Annotated in this window: 12 protein-coding genes; 3 read left to right on the top strand and 9 right to left on the bottom strand. The window is 61.1% G+C overall.

The features are described from left to right. Positions 1–148: 148 nt before the first annotated feature. The 4 genes from ACQY7R_RS09050 to ACQY7R_RS09035 all read right to left on the bottom strand — a co-directional run bounded on the left by ACQY7R_RS09050 (position 149) and on the right by ACQY7R_RS09035 (position 5,835). The gene (locus ACQY7R_RS09050) at positions 149–1,363 is read right to left on the bottom strand and encodes an argininosuccinate synthase (protein WP_152099690.1); all 1,215 of its coding nucleotides are present in this window, start codon (positions 1,361–1,363) and stop codon (positions 149–151) included. A gap of 119 nt (positions 1,364–1,482) precedes the next feature. Then, on the bottom strand, positions 1,483–2,916 hold the full coding sequence (locus tag ACQY7R_RS09045) for a 3-keto-disaccharide hydrolase (protein WP_428305279.1): 1,434 nt from the start codon (positions 2,914–2,916) through the stop codon (positions 1,483–1,485). Positions 2,917–3,631: 715 nt separating this feature from the next. Further along, a complete protein-coding gene (locus ACQY7R_RS09040) occupies positions 3,632–4,003 on the bottom strand; it encodes a hypothetical protein (RefSeq protein ID WP_428305278.1) in 372 nt (123 codons plus the stop codon). A gap of 191 nt (positions 4,004–4,194) precedes the next feature. Beyond that, complete coding sequence (locus tag ACQY7R_RS09035) at positions 4,195–5,835, bottom strand: PulJ/GspJ family protein (protein ID WP_428305277.1); 1,641 nt, start codon at positions 5,833–5,835, stop codon at positions 4,195–4,197. A gap of 860 nt (positions 5,836–6,695) precedes the next feature. Here ACQY7R_RS09035 and ACQY7R_RS09030 point away from each other — a divergent pair. After that, positions 6,696–10,592, top strand: a complete 3,897-nt coding sequence (locus ACQY7R_RS09030) for a G8 domain-containing protein (RefSeq protein ID WP_428305276.1) — start codon at positions 6,696–6,698, stop codon at positions 10,590–10,592. Between the two features lie 97 nt (positions 10,593–10,689). Here ACQY7R_RS09030 and ACQY7R_RS09025 read toward each other — a convergent pair whose 3' ends face one another. The 5 genes from ACQY7R_RS09025 to flhA form a co-directional block, all read right to left on the bottom strand. Then, the gene (locus ACQY7R_RS09025; RefSeq protein WP_428308886.1) at positions 10,690–11,481 is read right to left on the bottom strand and encodes a FliA/WhiG family RNA polymerase sigma factor; all 792 of its coding nucleotides are present in this window, start codon (positions 11,479–11,481) and stop codon (positions 10,690–10,692) included. Positions 11,482–11,673: 192 nt separating this feature from the next. Continuing rightward, positions 11,674–11,913 (bottom strand): hypothetical protein, encoded by a 240-nt coding sequence (locus ACQY7R_RS09020; RefSeq protein ID WP_152099685.1) that lies wholly within the window; start codon positions 11,911–11,913, stop codon positions 11,674–11,676. Positions 11,914–12,189: 276 nt separating this feature from the next. Continuing rightward, a complete protein-coding gene (locus ACQY7R_RS09015; protein ID WP_428305275.1) occupies positions 12,190–13,122 on the bottom strand; it encodes a MinD/ParA family ATP-binding protein in 933 nt (310 codons plus the stop codon). 88 nt (positions 13,123–13,210) lie between these two features. Next, positions 13,211–14,434 (bottom strand): flagellar biosynthesis protein FlhF, encoded by a 1,224-nt coding sequence (gene flhF / locus ACQY7R_RS09010; RefSeq protein WP_428305274.1) that lies wholly within the window; start codon positions 14,432–14,434, stop codon positions 13,211–13,213. A 60-nt stretch (positions 14,435–14,494) separates the two neighbouring features. Beyond that, positions 14,495–16,582, bottom strand: coding sequence for a flagellar biosynthesis protein FlhA (flhA, locus tag ACQY7R_RS09005; RefSeq protein WP_428305273.1), 2,088 nt, complete (start codon positions 16,580–16,582; stop codon positions 14,495–14,497). 344 nt (positions 16,583–16,926) lie between these two features. On the opposite strand from flhA, the gene ACQY7R_RS09000 reads away from it, so the two are divergent. Both ACQY7R_RS09000 and mdh read left to right on the top strand, forming a co-directional pair. Further along, positions 16,927–17,445 carry a thioredoxin family protein gene (locus ACQY7R_RS09000; RefSeq protein WP_428305272.1) on the top strand — a complete coding sequence of 173 codons (519 nt, stop codon included), beginning with the start codon at positions 16,927–16,929 and terminating at the stop codon, positions 17,443–17,445. Positions 17,446–17,722: 277 nt separating this feature from the next. Continuing rightward, complete coding sequence (mdh, locus tag ACQY7R_RS08995) at positions 17,723–18,664, top strand: malate dehydrogenase (protein ID WP_428305271.1); 942 nt, start codon at positions 17,723–17,725, stop codon at positions 18,662–18,664. The last annotated feature ends 277 nt before the right edge of the window (positions 18,665–18,941 follow it).

Below are 18,941 nucleotides of genomic sequence, written 5' to 3'. Positions count from 1 at the left end.
GGCGCGCTAGCGTCTCGCAACGCCCGGCGCGCCCCGTCAGGGCTATCGGTGATCTCTCAACTCAGCTTCCCAGGGCTCCGCCCTGGGCTATCGCAGCGCGGCCTTTCAGGCCTTAAAGCAGGTACGAGCAGTAGCTTTCACTGCCCACTTAGTATTTCCGCGGCCGCACCTGTCCCATTACCCGGCTCGGCAGCCCCTGGATCCGCAGGAACCCTTCCGCATCGGTCTGATCGTAGTTGCCCGCCTCGTCCATGCTCGCGATCGCCGCGTCGTACAAGCTATACGGGCTCGTCCGGCTTTGAATCATGACGTTGCCCTTGTACAGGCCGACGGTCACCTCGCCGGTAACCGGCTTCTGCACCTCACGCATGAACGCCATCAGCGCGTCCATTTTCGGCACGTACCAGAAGCCGTAGTAGACCATCTCGGCGACTTCGGGGCTGATGCGATCGCGGAGGTGCACCGTCTCGCGGTCGATCGTTAGCTGCTCAAGCGCCAAGTGCGCCGCGTAGAGCGTGGTCATGCCGGGCGACTCGTAGACGCCGCGGCTCTTCATGCCGACGAACCGGTTTTCGACGATGTCGATCCGCCCGACGCCGTTACGGCCAGCGATCTTGTTCAACTCTTCGACCATCTGCAGCGGCGACTTCTTCACGCCGTTGATCGTCACCGGCACGCCCGACTCGAAGCCGATCTTCACGGTCTCGATCTTATCGGGCGCCTCTTGCGGCGACACCGTCATGCCGAAGTCGATGATCGACACGCCGTCGACCGTCGGGTCTTCCAGGTTGCCCGCCTCGTAGCTGATGTGCAGACAGTTTTCGTCGCTGCTGTACGGCTTGGCGATCGACGCCTTCACCGGGATCCCCTTCTTCTCGCAGTAGGCGATCATGTCGCTGCGACCGGCGAAGAGGTCCTGGAACTTCTTGATCCGCCACGGGGCGATGATCTTAACGTTGGGGTCGAGCGCTTCAGCGGCCAGCTGGAACCGGCACTGGTCGTTCCCCTTGCCGGTGGCGCCGTGCGCGTAGGCCTCAGCTCCGACTTCGCGAGCGACCTGCAGACAGACCTTCGAGATGAGCGGCCGGGCGATCGACGTGCCGAGCAGATAAATCCCCTCGTACTTCGCCTGCCACTGCAGCACCGGGAACGCAAAGTCGCGGCACAGCTCCTCGCGAACGTCGATCAGCCGCGAAGACTTCGCCCCGTTGTCGCGGGCCTTCTTCAGAATCGCCTCGCGATCCTCGCACGGCTGGCCAAGGTCAACGTACACGGCATGGACGTCATACCCCTCGTCCTGAAGCCAACCGAGAATGACAGAGGTATCGAGACCGCCGGAGTAAGCCAACACGCAACTGGGCATAGGAGGGTTCAGGGTATGGGGTTCAGGAAATTACTAACCACTAAGGCGCAAAGGCACTAAGGGGACACGAAGGAAATCCAAGGGTTCGATTGTAATTGCCCGACCCTGGTTTGATCTACTCACTCCCCCTGCTTTGTGCCCTCCTTCGTGCTCTTCGCGTCTTCGTGGTTCGTATTTCCAGGCAATTCGCCGATCCGCATGTTGCGGAAGCGGATATCGGTCGTCGGGTCATGCCCCTGCAGCGAGATCGTCCCCGCGGCCGTCCGCAGGCCGCTGCGGGGGTTGTCGTGCGGCGGGCGGGGGTCGGTCCAGTCGGTCACCTGCAGGCCGTTCACCCAGACGGCGATGTGCGGCCCCGTGGCGACGATCGTCGTCGTAAACCACTCATGGTCGCGGGCATTCACCCGGCGGGCGGGGATGCGGCGGTAGATGGCGCCGGTGCCAAAGTCGCTTGGCTTCGTTGGATCGCCTTCCTTCATCCCGTTGTGAATCTGGCACTCGTAGCCGTTCATGTACTCGCGGGGAATGCAGCGGAAGAAGACGCCGGAGTTGAGCCCGTCGCCGTCGACGCGGGTGTCGAACTGCATCGTGAAGTCGCCGTAGGTGGCGTCGCTCTCGAGCTGACCGCTGCCATTGGTGACGCGGAGCTCGAAGTCGCCCGTCCCATGTTTATCATCTGGCTCCCTCCCCCCGGAGGGGAGGGCTGGGGAGGGGGGCGTAGCTGGTACACGCTCCAATCCCCCCTCCCTAACCCTCCCCTCCAGGGGGAGGGGACCGGAAGGATCAGTTGAAGCGACAATTTCAAACTTACTAGTCTTCTTCTGATCGTCATTCCACCCGGCAAGATCCTTGCCGTTGAGCATCGGCTTCAGCCCCAGCGGCTTCAACCGAATGTTGCGGAACGCGACCGGTCCCTCGCGGAACTGCAGGCCGATGTGGCCGCGGCGGAGGCCGGTGGGATCGATGTAGGTGTACTCATACTTCTCGTCGCCGAGGTAACGCACCGAGACTTTGTCGCCTTCAACCCGCACATCGAGCGGGAACCATCCTTCCGCGATGCTTGCTGGTATTGCTGGTTGCTCGTTGATGACGCTAGATGGGGGGTAACTAGTCCAGGGCATCTCCCACTTGTGCCGCGCAACCAGCGATGCCGTCGGGAATGGATTGTCATCAGGAGCGATATTGAGCTCATAACAATCCTTCGCCGGATCGGTCGGCTTCAACGGCGTCCGCAAAAACACGCCGCTATTGGTCGTCGCCGGCGCCTTGAACTCGATATGTAATTCGTAGTCCCCAAACTCGCTGTTCGTCATGAGGAACCCTTCGTCCCCCTCGCTCGCCGCGATCGCGCCATCGTCGACCTTCCAATCCGCCTTGCTCGTCGGCGTCCACCCAAACAGCGTTTCGCCGTCGAACAGGCTGATCCACCCCTCGGCGATCTGCTCGGGCGTGAGCTGATTCGGCTTCGCGACCTCGGCAGCCGCCGCCAGCGATGGCGCAACGAGCAGCGAGACGAGCAAAGCAACTTGACAAGCGCGAGAAGGTGAGGCCATCTGAGACTCTTCTCCGTGCGGCGATGAAGGAATTGAATGAGCGTGCGTATGGCCTGCAGCCAAAGCGACTTGGTGGCCGTCGAAGGCCTAGGGCGTTGCCCTAGGCTACGGTGAACTTGGCCATTGGCCAAGCAGCACGGGAGTGGCGAACAAAAATAAAAGCCCCCGGCTCCGCCGGTGGACGAAGCGCCAGAAACCCTCGCCGCCATCCCTAGCCCCGGGCTCCGCCCGGGGGGCGGTAACCATCTCGACACGCGTCGTCGCGCGTCGTGCAACCCCCGGGCGAAGCCCGGGGCTAGGGAAGAGGGCTCCTCAGCTGGTCCCTCGCGCGAGCATCACCCGTAGAGGGGGTGGCCGAAAATCGCAGCTGCGCGCGGTTCCGAACTCATGTTAACGTGCAATGATCGGCGCCCCCCGCTGCGCGCCGTGTGAAGCAGTCATCTTGAAGCACACGTTGAGTCGCGACATTATGTCGCCGACTAACGGCGCGTAACCAAAACCATGACAATCACTTACGCTTTATGTCGCCAAAAATGGAAAACGCGACACAAAGCGACAGTAGCCGCGGCTCAACGAGCCGCCGGAGCGATTACAGAAGAATGTCAGTAGTCAGTAGTCCGTTGTCAGTCGCAAAAACCAGCAACTGATGACGGACCACTGACCACGGACGCCGCCGACAAACGGAAAGTCGCTCCGGCCGGTCGTTGACCGGCGGCTACGAATTTCCCATCACCGCCAGACGGGCGTCGTATGGAAAGGAACTCTCCAGCCGCGGCTCAACAAGCCGCCGGAGCGGATCCCGAGGAACGTCGATCTCGATTTCATTCGTATCGCCCAGAATCGAGGTGAGATCAAACTGCTGAGCGACCGCTCTCGCCTCGCTCGCGTCCGCTTGCTGGCCGCGAAATGAGCACCCATTAACGCGCACCGCGGCGTTAGCTGGCAGCCCGCTAACGACCAGCAACAGCTGATCATCCGCTTCCAGTCCCGTCGGCCGATGAAACCGTCGCGACCAACGGACGCCCCCCTGCTCCGTCGCCGCGCATTGCCAGGGATCGCGCAGGCGAATGGAGTGGGCAAGGAACATAAAAAGTAGCCGCGGGTCAACGACCCGCCGGAGCGGTGATGGAAGGGTGTCAGTAGTCAGTGGTCCGTAGTCAGTTGCTACACTCTGCCACTGAAAAGTGAAAACTGACGCCGCGGCCAGCGATACTTAATCTTGCAGTACGAAATGGGAGAGCCGATCGGAACTCGCTCCGGCGGCTTGTTGAGCCGCGGCTACTGTTGGAAGCTGTGCGTGACCGACGACTCGCGGACTTGCCGTGCATCGGGCTCGTAGACGCGAAGGATCGCTTTGATGCCCCGCAACGGCACATCGTAGGGCGGAGAGGTTTCACGTTCTCCGCGGTCATCGACGCCGTTCATGCCATCGTCGTCGAGGCCGTTGGCGCCTTGATCGTAATTGTTGAGCTGCCAGGTGAGGAACTGCGGCAGGTTAGCAGGCGGCGTGGTGAAGGTTCCGAACCAGTCGAGCAGCTTTTGCTCCTGGTCCAGACCATCGTTTTCGTAGTGGTATGACCAAGTGTCGTAGACTGCCGGGTAGCCCAGCATGACTCGAGCGTTGGTCGCAACTGGCGTTGGGTGCCAACCGGCTTCCCGCGGCCAACCGAATTGAGGGATGGGTTGAGTGCCAGTTCGGTTGAAATACTGCGTAAGTCCAGGTCCAGGAGCTGTTTGGTTCCAATTCCAGCCGAGGTCGCAGTAAGCGCCAAAACCTGTCGGAGTGCCGCCGGTCAATGCCCCCCAGCCAAGGTCGACCGGTTCAAGCACGGCTCCCGTAATGTCTGTATACAGGGGGGCCCCGGGATCAAAGACGCGAATGTCGAACGCTAGGGCGTTGTTCAGCACGAGTGCATCGATCGAGGTGTTTCCAGGAAGGATGCGTTGGTAATCCACGCTGGCGGGGGAGATGTTCGGAGCGGTGCTGTGCGCATCATAAACGTGCGGGAACAACGAGTTGCCCCGGCGTGTGGCGCGATTCTCGCGCTTGGTCAAGTCGGCAAGCGTGTTGGCAACCCAGCAGCCGAGACCGCCGTTCCGGCTCTGGTCCCAATGAGCGGAAACATTGTTGGGCGGATCGTTGATATTGGTCCCGACCGCGTCGAGCCAAGGTGCAATCAGCAGCACGCGTCGGTAAACACGTCGCATACCGTCATTTGGGTTCGGCGTTGCCGAAGGCCCTTGCTCAGTGGCGAGCCAGACCACTTCCGCGACCGGCGATTCAACGAACGCATTGAGGTAGCGTGCCGTGAATGGATCGCTTTCGCTTCGCACGGTAAGCGCCAGGACGTCATCCCAGTCACCCAGGGCGCGTCCGTCTGTTATCGCCCCGACAGGAAATCCAGAGCGACCGTCAGCCACCAATCCCAAATCAGAATCGAAGGCCTGGCTGCTCGGGATCGAGGAAATGGTGTAATCGAGCTCGCCGTTGGCAGTATTGCCGTCGATCAAGCTGCTCGGGTTCTTGTCGCTCCACTCCCCTTCAATAACCTCGATATACCCCTGGTTCGCCTCCGGCCGTTGCCAGGTCGTGCCGCGGCAGGTCGCTCCGTTGAGGTCCATCGCCAGTCGCTGGCGAACCTGCCGGAGCTGGGCGCCCGTTTCGATCGCCGCCCGACGGTTGCGGATGCTGCCGCTGATGTTGGCGAACAGGTTCACCACCGCCGCCATCATTACCAGCGTCACCGCGAGGGCGACGAGCATTTCGATGAGGGTGAGACCGTTCCAGTAGCCACGGCTCAACGAGCCGCCGGAGCGGTTACCGAGGGGCGTTCGCCAATCACCGCTCTGGCGGGGCGTTGACCCGCGGCTGAGGAGCGCGCGCAGTTTGAGCGGGAGGCGATCGAAAAGATTGGTCATGCGGGTGCTCTGTGCCGATAGCGAACGGGCCGCGGACCCCTGAAAAATGCGGCTTTCGCTATCACTATTGCACCGTGAAATGCGCAAAAAGTCAAGAAAGAGGCTGACTTACCGCGCCGCTCCCGCCGACTCGCAGCCGCGGCTCAACGAGCCGCTGGAGCGAGATTTCAAGGGATGTCCGTGCTCCGTAGTCAGTAGTCAGTCGCGGAAACTAACGGCTTCATCCCAGGCCCCAGCCCCAAACCGCTCCCCTGCATCTGACCGCTGAAAATGGGCCGCCGAACTGCGGCCTACCACAGATTCGCCCCACCACACCCCCCCAGCCGGCCGCCGCGCAGACAATTTCCTGGAGCCTCACGCCCCTGCGGGCCGATCCCAGCAAAAGGGGGAGGTCTAAGTTAAAATCGGCGTAATTGCCGCAAACCGCGAAAAAGGTATTGCCTCGCGGAATTTGCTTGGAAATAGTTACGCAGTCGAGTAAAAAACGCTCGCCAGCAGACACGCTTCTCATCTCGCGCCAACGGATGGACCCAGGTAGCGATTGCGTCGTCGAGCACTGGCAGCAAGTTCGCTTTGGCAGATCGTATCCAGGCTAGGGGATGCCTGGAGCCATTCCATCTCACTCGCAGGCGCCTACGGTTCGCGGCAGCGATCGGATGATCGTGTCGCGACGCGTTGGGCCTAGCTGTTTAAACAGAACGCACGGGAACGCGTTCGAGTCGATTCTGGTTTCGCGCGGTCCGGGCTCCCGGTCTCGTCGTGCGCCCGCGTCGACTCGCATCGAGACAACTGTGGAATGATTCCGCCGTCTATGAGTAGCAACACGTCGCTTGGCGATAGATCTAAAGGTTCGGCCGATGATGGGCAGAGGTAGTTTCAACGGGAAGAAGCAGTTTGGATTTTCGCGCAAGTCGACGATCGAACAGCTAGAGAGCCGCGTGGTGATGAGCGCGGCGTCGATCGTCCCCACCGACGAGTACGACGACAGCGAGACCGTCGCCACAGCTCCGGCGCTGCTTGCCGTCATCGTTCCGCCGTGGCTGCCGACGCTGACCTATCAGCAGTTCAATCTCGTCACGGCGGAGACGATGCCGTACCTGACGACGGCGCAAATCGCATCGATTCCCGACGCCGATTCGTTCCTGCGCATTTCGGAGGATGCCCGCGCGGCGATGACGCGCACGCAGGTGCAAGCACTCAACATCGGGAAAGTTGGCGCCGGTTTGCTGACGGCGGCGCAAGTCAGCTGGCTGACCCCGAGCCAAGTTCAGCAACTCAAATTCTACGAATTTCCTCGACTGCTGCCCTCGCAGGTGCCGTGGCTGACCGCTGCGCAGATCTCTACGGTTCCCGATCCGGGCGCGATGCAGCAGTGGAGCGCCGCGCAGGTAGCGGCCCTTACGGTTCAGCAGGTTCAGGCATTCAACGTCCGGAACGTTTGGCTGAACTGGTTCTCGCCAACCCAGATCAGTTGGCTGACGGTGCCGCAGATCCAGTCGTTGACCGACCGCGACTTCCGTTTCCTGAACGCCAACCAGGTTCAGGCGCTAACCCAAACGCAGGTCGCTTCGATCAAGGAAGGGAGCGTCAATTACTTTTCAATGTGGCCGGCTGCTAACCGAGCTGCTCTGACGAGAACGCAGATCCCCGCCCTCAACGTCAACAATTTCGCCGTCGGCCTGTTAACGCCGACGCAAATGGGTTGGCTCGCGCCGGGGCAAGTGCAGCAGTTGAAGTTCTACGACTTCCCGCGCCTGTCGCCCTCTCAAGTGCCGTGGCTGACGGCTGCGCAGATCGCGACGGTTCCCGATCCGGGCGCGATGCAGCAGTGGAGCGCGGCGAATGTCACGGCGCTCACGCTGCAGCAAGTGCAGGCGTTTAACGTCCGGGACGTTTGGCTGAATTGGTTTTCGCCAACCCAGATCAGTTGGCTAACGGTGCCGCAAATCCAATCGCTGACCGATCGCGACTTCCGTTTTCTGAACGCAGGTCAAATTCCGGCCCTGAGCTTGCCTCAAGTCGCCGCTGTTAAGGAAGGGAGCGTCAATTACTTCTCGATGTGGCCGGCTGCGAGCCGGGCGGCGCTCACTCAAACGCAGGTTCAGTGGCTAAACATTAACAACGCTCCTGTCGCACTATTGACGTCCACGCAAGTGGGCTGGCTGGCGCAATCGCAAGTTCAACAGTTGAAGTTCTACGAACTGACTCGGCTTACCCCCGCCCAAGTTCCGTGGATTACCACTGCTCAAATCGCTTCAATTCCAGACGCCGGGGCGATGCTGCAGTGGAGCGACGCGAATCTGGCGGCATTGAGTCTCCAGCAGGTGCGGGCGCTCAACGTTCAGAATGTTTGGATTCAGCGTTTGCCGGCGCGGCAGGTGGGATGGTTGTCGGCCGCGCAGATTCAATCATTGCCGTACAACAATTTCAGCTTCCTGCTGCCGAGCCAAGTCCCACTGCTGACGACCGCGCAGATCAACTCGATTCCTTACGCGAGCTTCTTGTGGACTCTGCCGAACGAGCATCAAGCCGCACTCACGCGTGAGCAGTTGCTCAGCTTGCCCACTCTCTTTTGGGCCGAGTACACGCTGAGCAGCGGTCCGCTGACGCCTCCAGACTTTCATGCTGGGGACGACACCGACGTGCATGCGGCGCAGATGCAGGAGGACGCGAAAGCGCTCGCGCTCGTCCCGCTCAACGAGGCGACCCACGTCGCCGTGGCAAGCGGAGCGTGGAGCGATCCAAAAACCTGGCGTAACGGAATCATCCCGTCGGCGGGCGCGAAGGTCGTCGTTGCATTCGGCACGACGGTCAAGTTCGATGCGTACATGACGCAAGCGATCAAGACGCTGCGCATCGACGGCAAGCTGACCTTTGCGACGAATCAGAATACGCAACTGAAGGCCGACACAATCGTTGTTACCAGCGGCGGTTTCTTGCACGTCGGGACGGCGGCGGCGCCAATCGGCGGTAACTTCAGTGCACGTATCTTGATTGCCGACAACGGCGCGATCGACCGTGTGTGGGATCCGTACGGGATGAGCCGCGGACTGATCAGCATGGGCGACGTGAAGATGTTCGGGGCCGAGAAGACCGAGTATTCGACGCTTGCAGTCGAGCCTTCGGCCGGCGATACGAAACTCTATCTAGCTGCTCCTCCCAAAGATTGGCGCGTCGGCGATCAACTAAAGCTGACGGGAACGAACTGGACCCAACAAGGCTTCTTCACGGAGGAGTTGACGGTTCTGGCGATCAATGGCTCGGTCGTCACGGTGCGCCCCTTGTGGTTTGATCACAAAACACCCGCGGGCCAGGGCCTATCAATGTATGTGGCCAACGTCACTCGGACCGTCGCGCTCGTCTCCGAAAATCCGTCGGTCCCCGCCGCTCAGCGCCCTCACGCGATGTTCATGCACAATCCGAACGTCGAGTTGCAAAACATTGGCGTCTACGAATTCGGGCGGACTGACAAAAGCATTCCTATCAACGATCCCGTCGTGATCAACGGCGTACTGCAGCCCGGAACGGGGACGAATCCTCGGGCTCGCTACGCCATCCACTTCCATCACACTGGAGTTGCTACGGGCGTCGCTCCAGCGGTAGTGAGCGGAAGCGTCGTCATCGGCAGCGCTGGATGGGGCTTTGTCAATCATCAAAGCAACGTGGTGATGGAAGACAACATAGCGTTCGGCGTCAACGGTGCGTCATTTGTCACGGAAGACGGCAACGAACGCGGCGCCATGCGGCGAAACCTCTCGATCAATGCCACTGGAACGCTCGGAGGAACCTCTTCTCGAGAGGCGAACCATGACTTCGGGTTCGGTGGGCACGGCTTCTGGTTCCAGGGCCCCAATGTGGAGGTGGTCGACAATATCTCTGCAGGAAGCCTCGGCGCGGCATTCGCCTACTTCACCACTTCCACGAAAGCATTGCTTGACGCCGATGCCTTAGCCGACCCTGCGCTAGCTGCCGGCAATAACGCGATTCCGGTGGGCGCGGCGCCGATTCGGGAGTTCTCCGGGAACGTCGCGTTCGCAGCCAGAACTGGCCTCGAAATTTGGCATTTGCAAGGACAAATGACCGACGGTGTTTCTCTGATCGATGACTTCGCCGCGTGGAACATCACCGAGGTTGGGATCGATCTGCACTACACCGGCCACGTGACTGTTCGCAACTCAAAGCTGTCGAGCTTTTACGAGTATGCATTTGGCTACGGGGTGCAGTCGAATTCAATGGTCCACGACCTCGTCCTGGTTGATAACTCGATCATCGGTTTCGCAGTCGGCGTCGAGGCCCCGGTCCGCCGATCGACGGCAATCATCGGTGGGTACATCCAGGCCGTGCAGGGAGTCTTCGTCGAGAAAGGACACGACACAAATCGTTCCGTTTATATTAGCGGCGTTACCTTCGGCACGCTGAGCGCCTCTCGGCTGCAAGGACGGACCCAGCAGTTCGTCACTATGTCTGGGAAGTACGACTTCAACGACTTCTTGCTCAGGCGTCTCTCTTCGCTTTACGACGGCGACTCAGTGACGCTTGTGAACAACGGCCAGGACCTCAATCTCTACTACGAAGAGCAACTGCCGAACTTCGTGCCATTTCCATCAAGCTTGGCCGCAGGGCAGGTTCCGACGGCCTATTTGAACAAGACAAATGCTCAGCTATACGCGGAGTTCGGAATTTCCTTCGCAGGAGAGGTCGTGGCCAATGCGTTCCGAACGGTTGGCATTAACGGCCTCGTTCGAGTTGCAGACTGAGAAGGCTTGCCGCGAAGGCTAAATTGAAGAAGCGGCGTGAGAGGTAGTCTCTCACGCCGCTTCTTTATGTTGTCAGATTTCCAGGTCGCTAGCCCGATTAGGTGCCGAACTCCGGCCGGCGACGGCCGAGCTGGCCTTGCAGACGCTGCACGATCGCGCTGTGCATCTGGCTGACGCGGCTTTCGCTCAGGTCGAGCGTGGCGCCAATTTCCTTCATCGTCATCTCCTCATAGTAGTAGAGGATGATGATCAGCCGCTCGTTGCGGTTGAGGCCCTTGGTGACAAGACGCATCAGGTCGGACTTCTGGATGCGGCGGGTCGGGTCTTCGCCCTTTTTGTCCTCGAGAATATCGATCTCGCGGACGTCCTTGTAGCTGTCGGTTTCGTACCACTTCTTGTTGAGGCTGATGAGCCCGACTGCGTTGGCGTCGGCGATCAGCTTCTCAACTTCTTGCAGCGAGAGCTGCATGTATTCGGCGATTTCGTTTTCGTTCGGGGCACGGCCGAGGGAAGCTTCGAGAGTCTTCAAACACTCGTTGAGCTTGCTGGCCTTCGAGCGAACCAGACGCGGCACCCAATCCATGCTGCGGAGTTCGTCGAGCATGGCGCCGCGGATACGAGGCACACAGTAGGTTTCGAACTTCACGCCGCGGCCCATATCAAAGGCGTTGATGGCGTCCATCAGGCCGAAGACGCCGGCGGAGATCAGGTCGTCGAGTTCGACGCCGTCGGGGAGCCGCTGCCAGATGCGCTCGCCGTTGTATTTGACGAGGGGCAGGTAGTTTTCAATGAGCCGATTGCGAAGTTCCTTGCGGCCCGGATCTTTCTTGAACTGGTCCCATAGATCCGCGATGTCCTCAGGGGCGCACTTCTTCGCGGTCAGCATCATCGTCGACATGCCATCCTCCGTGATGACTTGGGCGGGACGCACCTCGATAGGGCGACTTCCGCGTCAGTCTTAGTTTGTTGCCGAGAAATCCGTTCTCGTGTTGCTGTGTGTCGTGCGCGACCACCGGTCGCGGCTTTTTTCAGTGGGTTTTTGCGGTAAAGCCGCGACCGGCGGTCGCGGTATTACATGGCGTTACGCCTTCGCGTGTTGTTTTTTGTACGCGGTAATTTCGCGTTCGAGTTTCTGGCGGACCGATTCGTCGATCGTGTTGCGAGCGATGGATCCGATGACGTAGCCGACAAAACCGTAGACGAATGTCCAAAACATGGCTGACAGGATCGCCGTTTCAAAGGCGCCGCCTGCTCGGAGGCAGCGGATGAGGACGATCGTCATCCCCAAGCTGGCCATGATGCAGGCGTATTTGCGAGCCACTCGATAAGCTCCTGGTGGCGTTAAAGCCGGTGCAATCGCGCCAAATTAACAGGCGGTTGCCGTCAGGACGACTGTCAGGTGTTATCGGCATGCGTGGCGTTCGAGTTTAGTTTTCGAGAAAAGAATTTTAAGATGAGTGCCTTCGCGACTTTGGTTGTCTCTCGCAAAGCCGCGAAGGCGCAAAGCGGTCGCGAAGAATACGGATGTTGGTTGATTCTGTGGAAGAGGAATATCGCTGAGTTCTTTTTGCTCGTCTGCTTTGCGTGCCTTTGCGTCTCAGCGCCTTTGCGAGAGACCTTTTCCGTCTGCAAACAACGACGAGCTAGCAGCTTGCTGCTTGGGCCGCACCAATCGCAACGCAGCGACGCGGAAGTCGGCCGCTAGGTCCGCTGCTAATAAACGCGTGGCGCGGCGGAATGGTTCGTCTGGAAGTGCCGGGGCGTGTTCTTGCTCGGTTCGCTCCGGCCGGTCGTTGACCGGCGGCTGCGGCTTGCGGCTGCGGAGGAACTCGGGGAGCGCGACGGCTGACTTTGGCGTGAGCCGTAGGAATTTTGTGCAGGTGTCTTCGAACCGCGTTGCTAGCGGGCCGAGTTCCCAGTCGTCGACCGTGCGGTTGAGCAGCAGCCGCACCTTCTCGCTGTGGCGATGATGCTGTGAAAGCTTCACCGCGGCGTAGGCGTCGAGGAAGGCTTCGGATTCGGGCGTGGCGACCAGCAGCACTTGCCGGGCGAGTTGCCAGAGGCGATCGACCCAGGGGTTCATGCCGCTACCGGCGTCGATGAGGATTGCGTCGGACTGTTGGCTCAAGGCCAACAGCTCGCTGGCGAAGTGGTCGACGGCCGTGCGATCCAAGGGCGGGGCCAATTCGCCGAGAGGAACGCCGGGAAGTAAGCGGATGTTCTCTTCGACGTCGAGGAGTATCTCGGAAGCGCGGCGCGAGCCGCGTAGCAGCGCGTCGATCGTACGATCGGGCCGCGGGTCGGCGCCGAAGTGGTGCGCCACTGCCGGAGCGATGAGGTTGGCGTCGATCACGACGACCTGCTTGCCGAGCCGTGCGAGCTCCCGCGCGAGTTGGCACGTGACCGTTGTGACGCCCATCTCGCCGCGACCGCCCGTGAGCGCCACGATCGGTCCGCCCGGCGCGAGCGACGGATCGGCCTGCGCGGCGACGCGGACGAGCTTGCGAAGTTGAGCGGCTTGGTCGGGCATTTTGCGGGGAGTCAGTTGTCCGTGGTCAGTCGTCAGTTGCTGAAATTGCGATCCATTAGCCCCCGGTTCTTCAAACCGGGGGCCAGCGTCACGCCACGCTCGGCACATTCAGAATCAAGTTCGCGAGCGTCCGCGCTTCCGCCACGCTAATGTCATCCGGCACGTTCTGCCCGTCGGTGAGATAGCTGAACGGCAGATCGCAGCGGCGGGCGAGCGACAGCACGTTGCCGAGGGCGGTTGCCTCGTCAATCTTCGTGACGATGGCCGCCGTGACGCCGACCGGAATAAACTTTTCTGCGGCGGCGACGAGGCTGCGAGCGCTTGAGGCAGCGCTGAGCACCAGGTGAACTTCATCCGGCTCGGCTTCGGCAAGCATCGAGCGCAGTTCGCGGATGCGAACCTCGTCGCGCGGGCTGCGGCCGGCGGTGTCCATCAGTACGAGATCAAAGTCCCGCATCTTGGCGACGGCTTCGCGCATCTCGCGCGGCGTGCTGACGACCTCCATCGGTAGGTCGATGATTTCAGCGTACGTGCGGAGTTGCTCGACCGCGGCGATGCGGTAGGTGTCGACCGTGATCAGCCCGACGCGATGGCCTTCCTTCAAGCGATAGTTTGCGGCCAGTTTGGCGATCGTCGTCGTCTTGCCTACGCCGGTCGGGCCGACGAGTGCCACGACGCGGCCGGAACCGCTCGACGCATCTATTGGACCGGTGACGCGGAGGTCACCTTGCAGCAACTGCGCAAGCCGATGGCGAGCCGTACGGGAATCGGCATGCTCGAAGGCTGGCTCGTTGCGAAGACCGTCGACGAGTTCTCTCGCGACCGATTCCTCGACTTCAGCTTCGATCAGATCGGTGAACAAGTTGAACAATGCCGGAGGCGATTGCCGACGCGGCGCCTGGCCTTGGCGGGCACGGAGTTGGGTAAGCAGCGATTCGAGCTCGGCGATTTGCGGCGATGCGGTCGGCGGGTTAAGCAGCGGCGAGGGGCCGGCGGAGAGGTCGAGGCCGGCGTCAAAGGAAGTCGAGTGGGGGCGGTCGTAGGTGTCGGAAGCTTCGCGGCGAGTGGTTACAACTGATTTGAGCGTGGTGGCGTCGGGAATCCCTCCCCTAGCCCCTCCCTTCGAGGGAGGGGACGGCTCGCGTTCAACGTGCGTCGCGGCGATCTCATAGCTGCGGCCGATGAAGAGTCGGCCGAGCAAGCTTGCGTGCCGCTCGCGCGTGTGAAGCACCATCGCCTCGGGACCAAGTTCTTGGCGAACCAGGTCGAGCGCCTGCGGCATCGTTTTCGCGCGAAAGGTTTTGATGTCCATGGGCTTTAGCCTGCTGACCGAGGGGATCAACCCCTCGGCTCGCTAGTGATGGTGACGCTGTTAGGCGTGGTCGGACGCGAGGCCCAGCGTCATCACCTGCGTGTCGCGGGTGATTTCGTTGAAGCTGAGGACGACGAGCTGGGGAATATGGTTTTCAGTGATTTGTTTCAAGGCGGCTCTGATTTGCGGGCTCACGAGCACGATCGGCGTGTGCCCTGCGACGGTGAGCTTTTGCAGCTGCGCCCCGATCGCTTGGCAGGTCGCTTCGATCGCTTGCGGCGCCATGCGAATGAACATGCCGCGTTCGTTGTGATCGAAGCCGGCGCGAATCCGCTCTTCCATCGCAGGGTCGAGTGCGATGACGTGCAGCTTCCCTTCGGCGTTGCGATAACGCGTGCAAATCTGCCGAGCCAAGCGATGGCGAACGTATTCGGAGAGGAGGATCGGATCTTTCGTCCGCGTCGCGTAGTCGCCGAGCGTTTCGAGGATCAGCCCCAACTGGCGGATCGGCACCTGCTCGCGAAGCAAGTGGTGAAGCACCGACTGCACTTCGGCCAGCGACATCGCGCTTGGGATCAGTTCGGCGACGACCGTCGGGTGCGTCGACTTCAGTTCGTCGATGAGGTGCTTCGTCGCGTCGCGAGTGAGGATTTCGTCGGCATGGCGACGGCAGACCTCGGTCATGTGGGTCGCGACGACGGCGCCCGGTTCGACGACCGTGTAGCCCCGCATTTCAGCTTCGTCTTTGCGCGACGGATGAATCCAACGGGCGTCGGCGCCGAAGGCCGGATCGCGCGTCGCGATCCCTTCGATCGGGCCAGTGGTGAGCCCCGAATCGATCGCCAGGTATTGGTTTGGCTCAACGCGGTCGTTCGCCACCGTCATGTCGGCGATCTTGATACGATACTCGTTCGGATCGAGTCGCATATTATCACGGATGCGAACCTTCGGCATGATGATGCCGATTTCGCTGGCGACGCTTTGGCGGACGCGTTGAATCCGCTCGAGCAAATCGCCGCCGCGCTTCGGATCGGCGAGCCGAATGAGGCCGACGCCGACTTCGATCTCCATCGGGTCGATCGTGAGGTAGTCTTCGATCCGCTCCTCTGCGGCAGGCTTCGGCGCCGTCGCAGCGGTATGGGCGGCCGCGACTTTGTTGCGAGATTCCGTTTGCGTCATCATCCGCGCGATGCCGATGCAAGACCCGGCGAGAATGAGGAGCGGCATCCGCGGCAGGTCGGTGACGATCAAGATCAGCAAGAAACCGCCAGTGATGGCGAGCGCCTGCGGCCGCGAAAAGAGCTGCGTGATGAACAACTCGGGCAGGTTCGACTTCTGTGTGCTACGAGTCGTGAGCAAACCAGCGGCAAGCGAGATCAAGAACGCCGGCACCTGACTGACGAGGCCATCGCCGATCGTCAGCCGCGTGAACAGCGTGGCGGCTTCGCTAAACGGCATGCCGTACTGCAGCACGCCGATCGCCAGACCGCCGAAGATGTTGATGAGCGTGATGAGAATGCCGGCGATGGCGTCGCCGCGGACGAATTTGCTGGCGCCGTCCATCGAGCCGTAGAAGTCGGCTTGCTGGGTGATTTCTTCGCGGCGGCGTTGCGCTTCTTTTTCGTCGATCGTGCCAGCGTTGAGGTCGGCGTCGATCGCCATTTGCTTGCCAGGCATGCCGTCCAAGGCGAAGCGGGCGCCGACTTCGCTGATGCGCGTGGCGCCTTTCGTGATCACCACGAACTGAATGACGACGATAATAATGAAGATGATAATGCCGACGACGATGCTTCCTTCGCCGGCGACGAAGTTCGCGAACGCCATAATCACTTCGCCGGCCGCATCTTCTTTTTGCGTCGCGGCGTGGGTGAGGATGAGACGCGTCGTGGCGATATTGAGCACGAGCCGCGCGAGCGTCGTCGCGAGCAGCACCGTCGGGAAGATGCTGAACTCCAGCGGCGTGCGAACGTAAATCGTCGTCAGCAGCACCATCACCGAGAGGGCGATGTTCGCTGACAGCAAGATATCAAGCAGCGCGGGCGGCAGCGGAACCAGAATCACCAACACGCTGGCGATGATCGCGAGCGGCAAGATGAGATCTTGCCGGCGATGGAGCCAGTCAACAGCGGCGAGCGGTCCGGAGGCCATGCGTGGGGTTACATTTCGCGCAGAGTGTGAGTCGCGACCATGCTGGCACAGCGATGTCGCGGGGCGGAGAGTAGAAATCTGTGCAGAAACTGTCCAGATCGTTGAGAAACGTTAATGTTCCGCGCGACTGCGACCGCATTGCCCAATCTCCCAAAAAGCCGCGACCGGCGGTCGCGGGCATTCCGGCCAACCGTCGTCGCGCGAACCTATATCAATCAGCAAAACCACAACGCCGCCCACCACGTCACAAAACGAACGACCGGCACCCCACTGATGCCAGCCACTCCGCCGGGGCGATACACGCTGCTATCACCCCCTCCCCTGCCCCGTGGGTTCCGCACGCTGTGATTCGTTCCCAACGTTCGCACTGGTGGCTGGCCGCGGCGATTCTGTGCACCTCGGCGGGATGCATCGAAACGATCAGCGGCTCCGGCAGCGGCGGCGAGTCAACGCCCGCGCCGATCCAGCTCGACGCCGGCATGCTGACGCAGCGCGGAGCGATCACCTTCGTGAAGGGGTGGGACCTTGGTCGCCGAGTGGCGGCGGAGCGTGGCAAGCCGTGCCTCGTCTTCTTCACCGCCCACTGGTGTACTTATTGCCGGAAGATGGAGGGAACGACCTTCACCGACCCGGCGGTCGCCCAGCTGGCGACGCAATTTATTTGCGTGCTGGTTGATGCCGACGAGGAGCCGCAGCTTTGCCAGCGGCTGCAATTGGCCGGTTACCCGACGCTCGAGATCATTTCGCCGGCCGGATCGTCGCTAGGCCGCCTCACCGGCTGGCAGGAAGCCCCTGCCCTCGCCCACTCGCTGCAGGCGGCCCTCCAGCGGTACGCCCTACTCGAGCAGCCCCTCCGCCGGTAGCCACGCAAGTAGCCGCCGGTCAACGACCGGCCGGAGCGGCAAGAAAAAAGGTGGAATGCTGAATGGGGTAGTTTCAGATCCCACCATTCCTGATTCCCCATTCCACATTGCACATTCGACTACTTTCTTCGCTCCGGCGGCTCGTTGAGCCGCGGCTCCCTCTCTAGCCCCTTGCGGCTAAACGTTGGCGGCGCGATACTTTGCGTCGGCGGTTGGCGTTTAGGCGCTCTCCCGCTCATTGCCATCATAAGTTAGTGAAACTGGGGGAGTTCGAGTCATGCGACGGGCGAAGATCAGCATCATCGGGGCCGGAAACGTCGGCGCCACCACGGCTCACTGGTGTGCGGCGGCCGAACTGGGCGACATCGTCCTGGTCGATGTTCCGCAAACCGAGGATATGCCCAAGGGCAAGGCTCTCGACCTGATGCAGTCATCGCCGGTGATGATGTTCGATGCGAACGTCGTCGGCACCACCAGCTACGAAGCGACCAAAGACAGCGACGTCGTCGTCATCACCGCCGGCCTGCCGCGCAAGCCAGGCATGAGCCGCGACGATCTGCTTGGCACGAACGCCAAGATCATGACGGCGGTCTGCAACGAAATTAAGAAGACGAGCCCCAACGCCGTCGTCATCGTCGTGAGCAACCCGCTCGACGCGATGGTGCAGCGGGCGCTGCAGGTGACTGGCTTCCCGCCGTCGCGCGTCGTCGGCCAGGCTGGCGTCCTCGACACGGCTCGCTACCGCACGTTCCTGGCGATGGAACTCGGCGTTAGCGTGGAAGACGTCTCGGCCCTACTGATGGGCGGCCACGGCGACACGATGGTGCCGCTGCCAAGCTGCACGAGCGTCGGCGGCATCCCCGTCACGCAGCTCATCAAGCCAGAGCGTTTGAAGGAAATCATCGAGCGGACCGCCAAGGGTGGCGCTGAAATCGTCAGCCTGCTGAAGACCGGCAGCGCGTATTACGCTCCGGCCGCTGCGACGACGCAGATGGTCGAAGCAATCGTCCGCGACAAGAAGCGACTCATTCCTTGCGCCGCCTACTGCGACAAGGAATACGGCGTCGGCGGCTACTACGTCGGCGTGCCGGTGATCCTCGGCACCAATGGCGTCGAGAAGATTGTGGAGCTGAAGCTCGAAGAAACCGAGAAGGCGGCGTTCCAAAAGAGCGTCGACGCGGTGAAAGAGCTCGTCACGGTGATGGCGGGCTTGGTGTAGTCGCGCGGTTGCAACGACACGGTTGTCATTTCCGAGCGTAGCGAAGAATTTAGCGTCTTGAGCTGGCTCGCTAGATTCCTCGCTGCGCTCGGAATGATCTACCTTCCCGGCCAAAAATGGCCAGGATTCTCAGGTCGAATTTATCTGTCGAAGGATTCGACTTCGAATGGCGAATGGTCTGTTCGCACCACATCGGTGCGAGTAACTATTCGCGCGAGTCCGAATCAATCACGCTAGCACGCGTGGTTTGCCGTTGGCCGGATATTGGCGGAATTGA

Origin of the sequence: Lacipirellula sp. (assembly GCF_965279485.1) — a bacterium.
Taxonomy (GTDB): domain Bacteria; phylum Planctomycetota; class Planctomycetia; order Pirellulales; family Lacipirellulaceae; genus Lacipirellula.
The sequence above is the reverse complement of the archived record's forward strand: the minus strand, read 5'-3'. Positions and strand labels throughout refer to the sequence as shown.

Coding starts and splice junctions, on each gene's coding strand:
- ACQY7R_RS09050 (WP_152099690.1), bottom strand. CDS start 1,363: ATGCCCAGTTGCGTGTTGGCTTACTCCGGCGGTCTCGATACCTCTGTC.
- ACQY7R_RS09045 (WP_428305279.1), bottom strand. CDS start 2,916: ATGGCCTCACCTTCTCGCGCTTGTCAAGTTGCTTTGCTCGTCTCGCTG.
- ACQY7R_RS09040 (WP_428305278.1), bottom strand. CDS start 4,003: ATGTTCCTTGCCCACTCCATTCGCCTGCGCGATCCCTGGCAATGCGCG.
- ACQY7R_RS09035 (WP_428305277.1), bottom strand. CDS start 5,835: ATGACCAATCTTTTCGATCGCCTCCCGCTCAAACTGCGCGCGCTCCTC.
- ACQY7R_RS09030 (WP_428305276.1), top strand. CDS start 6,696: ATGGGCAGAGGTAGTTTCAACGGGAAGAAGCAGTTTGGATTTTCGCGC.
- ACQY7R_RS09025 (WP_428308886.1), bottom strand. CDS start 11,481: ATGATGCTGACCGCGAAGAAGTGCGCCCCTGAGGACATCGCGGATCTA.
- ACQY7R_RS09015 (WP_428305275.1), bottom strand. CDS start 13,122: ATGCCCGACCAAGCCGCTCAACTTCGCAAGCTCGTCCGCGTCGCCGCG.
- flhF (WP_428305274.1), bottom strand. CDS start 14,434: ATGGACATCAAAACCTTTCGCGCGAAAACGATGCCGCAGGCGCTCGAC.
- flhA (WP_428305273.1), bottom strand. CDS start 16,582: ATGGCCTCCGGACCGCTCGCCGCTGTTGACTGGCTCCATCGCCGGCAA.
- mdh (WP_428305271.1), top strand. CDS start 17,723: ATGCGACGGGCGAAGATCAGCATCATCGGGGCCGGAAACGTCGGCGCC.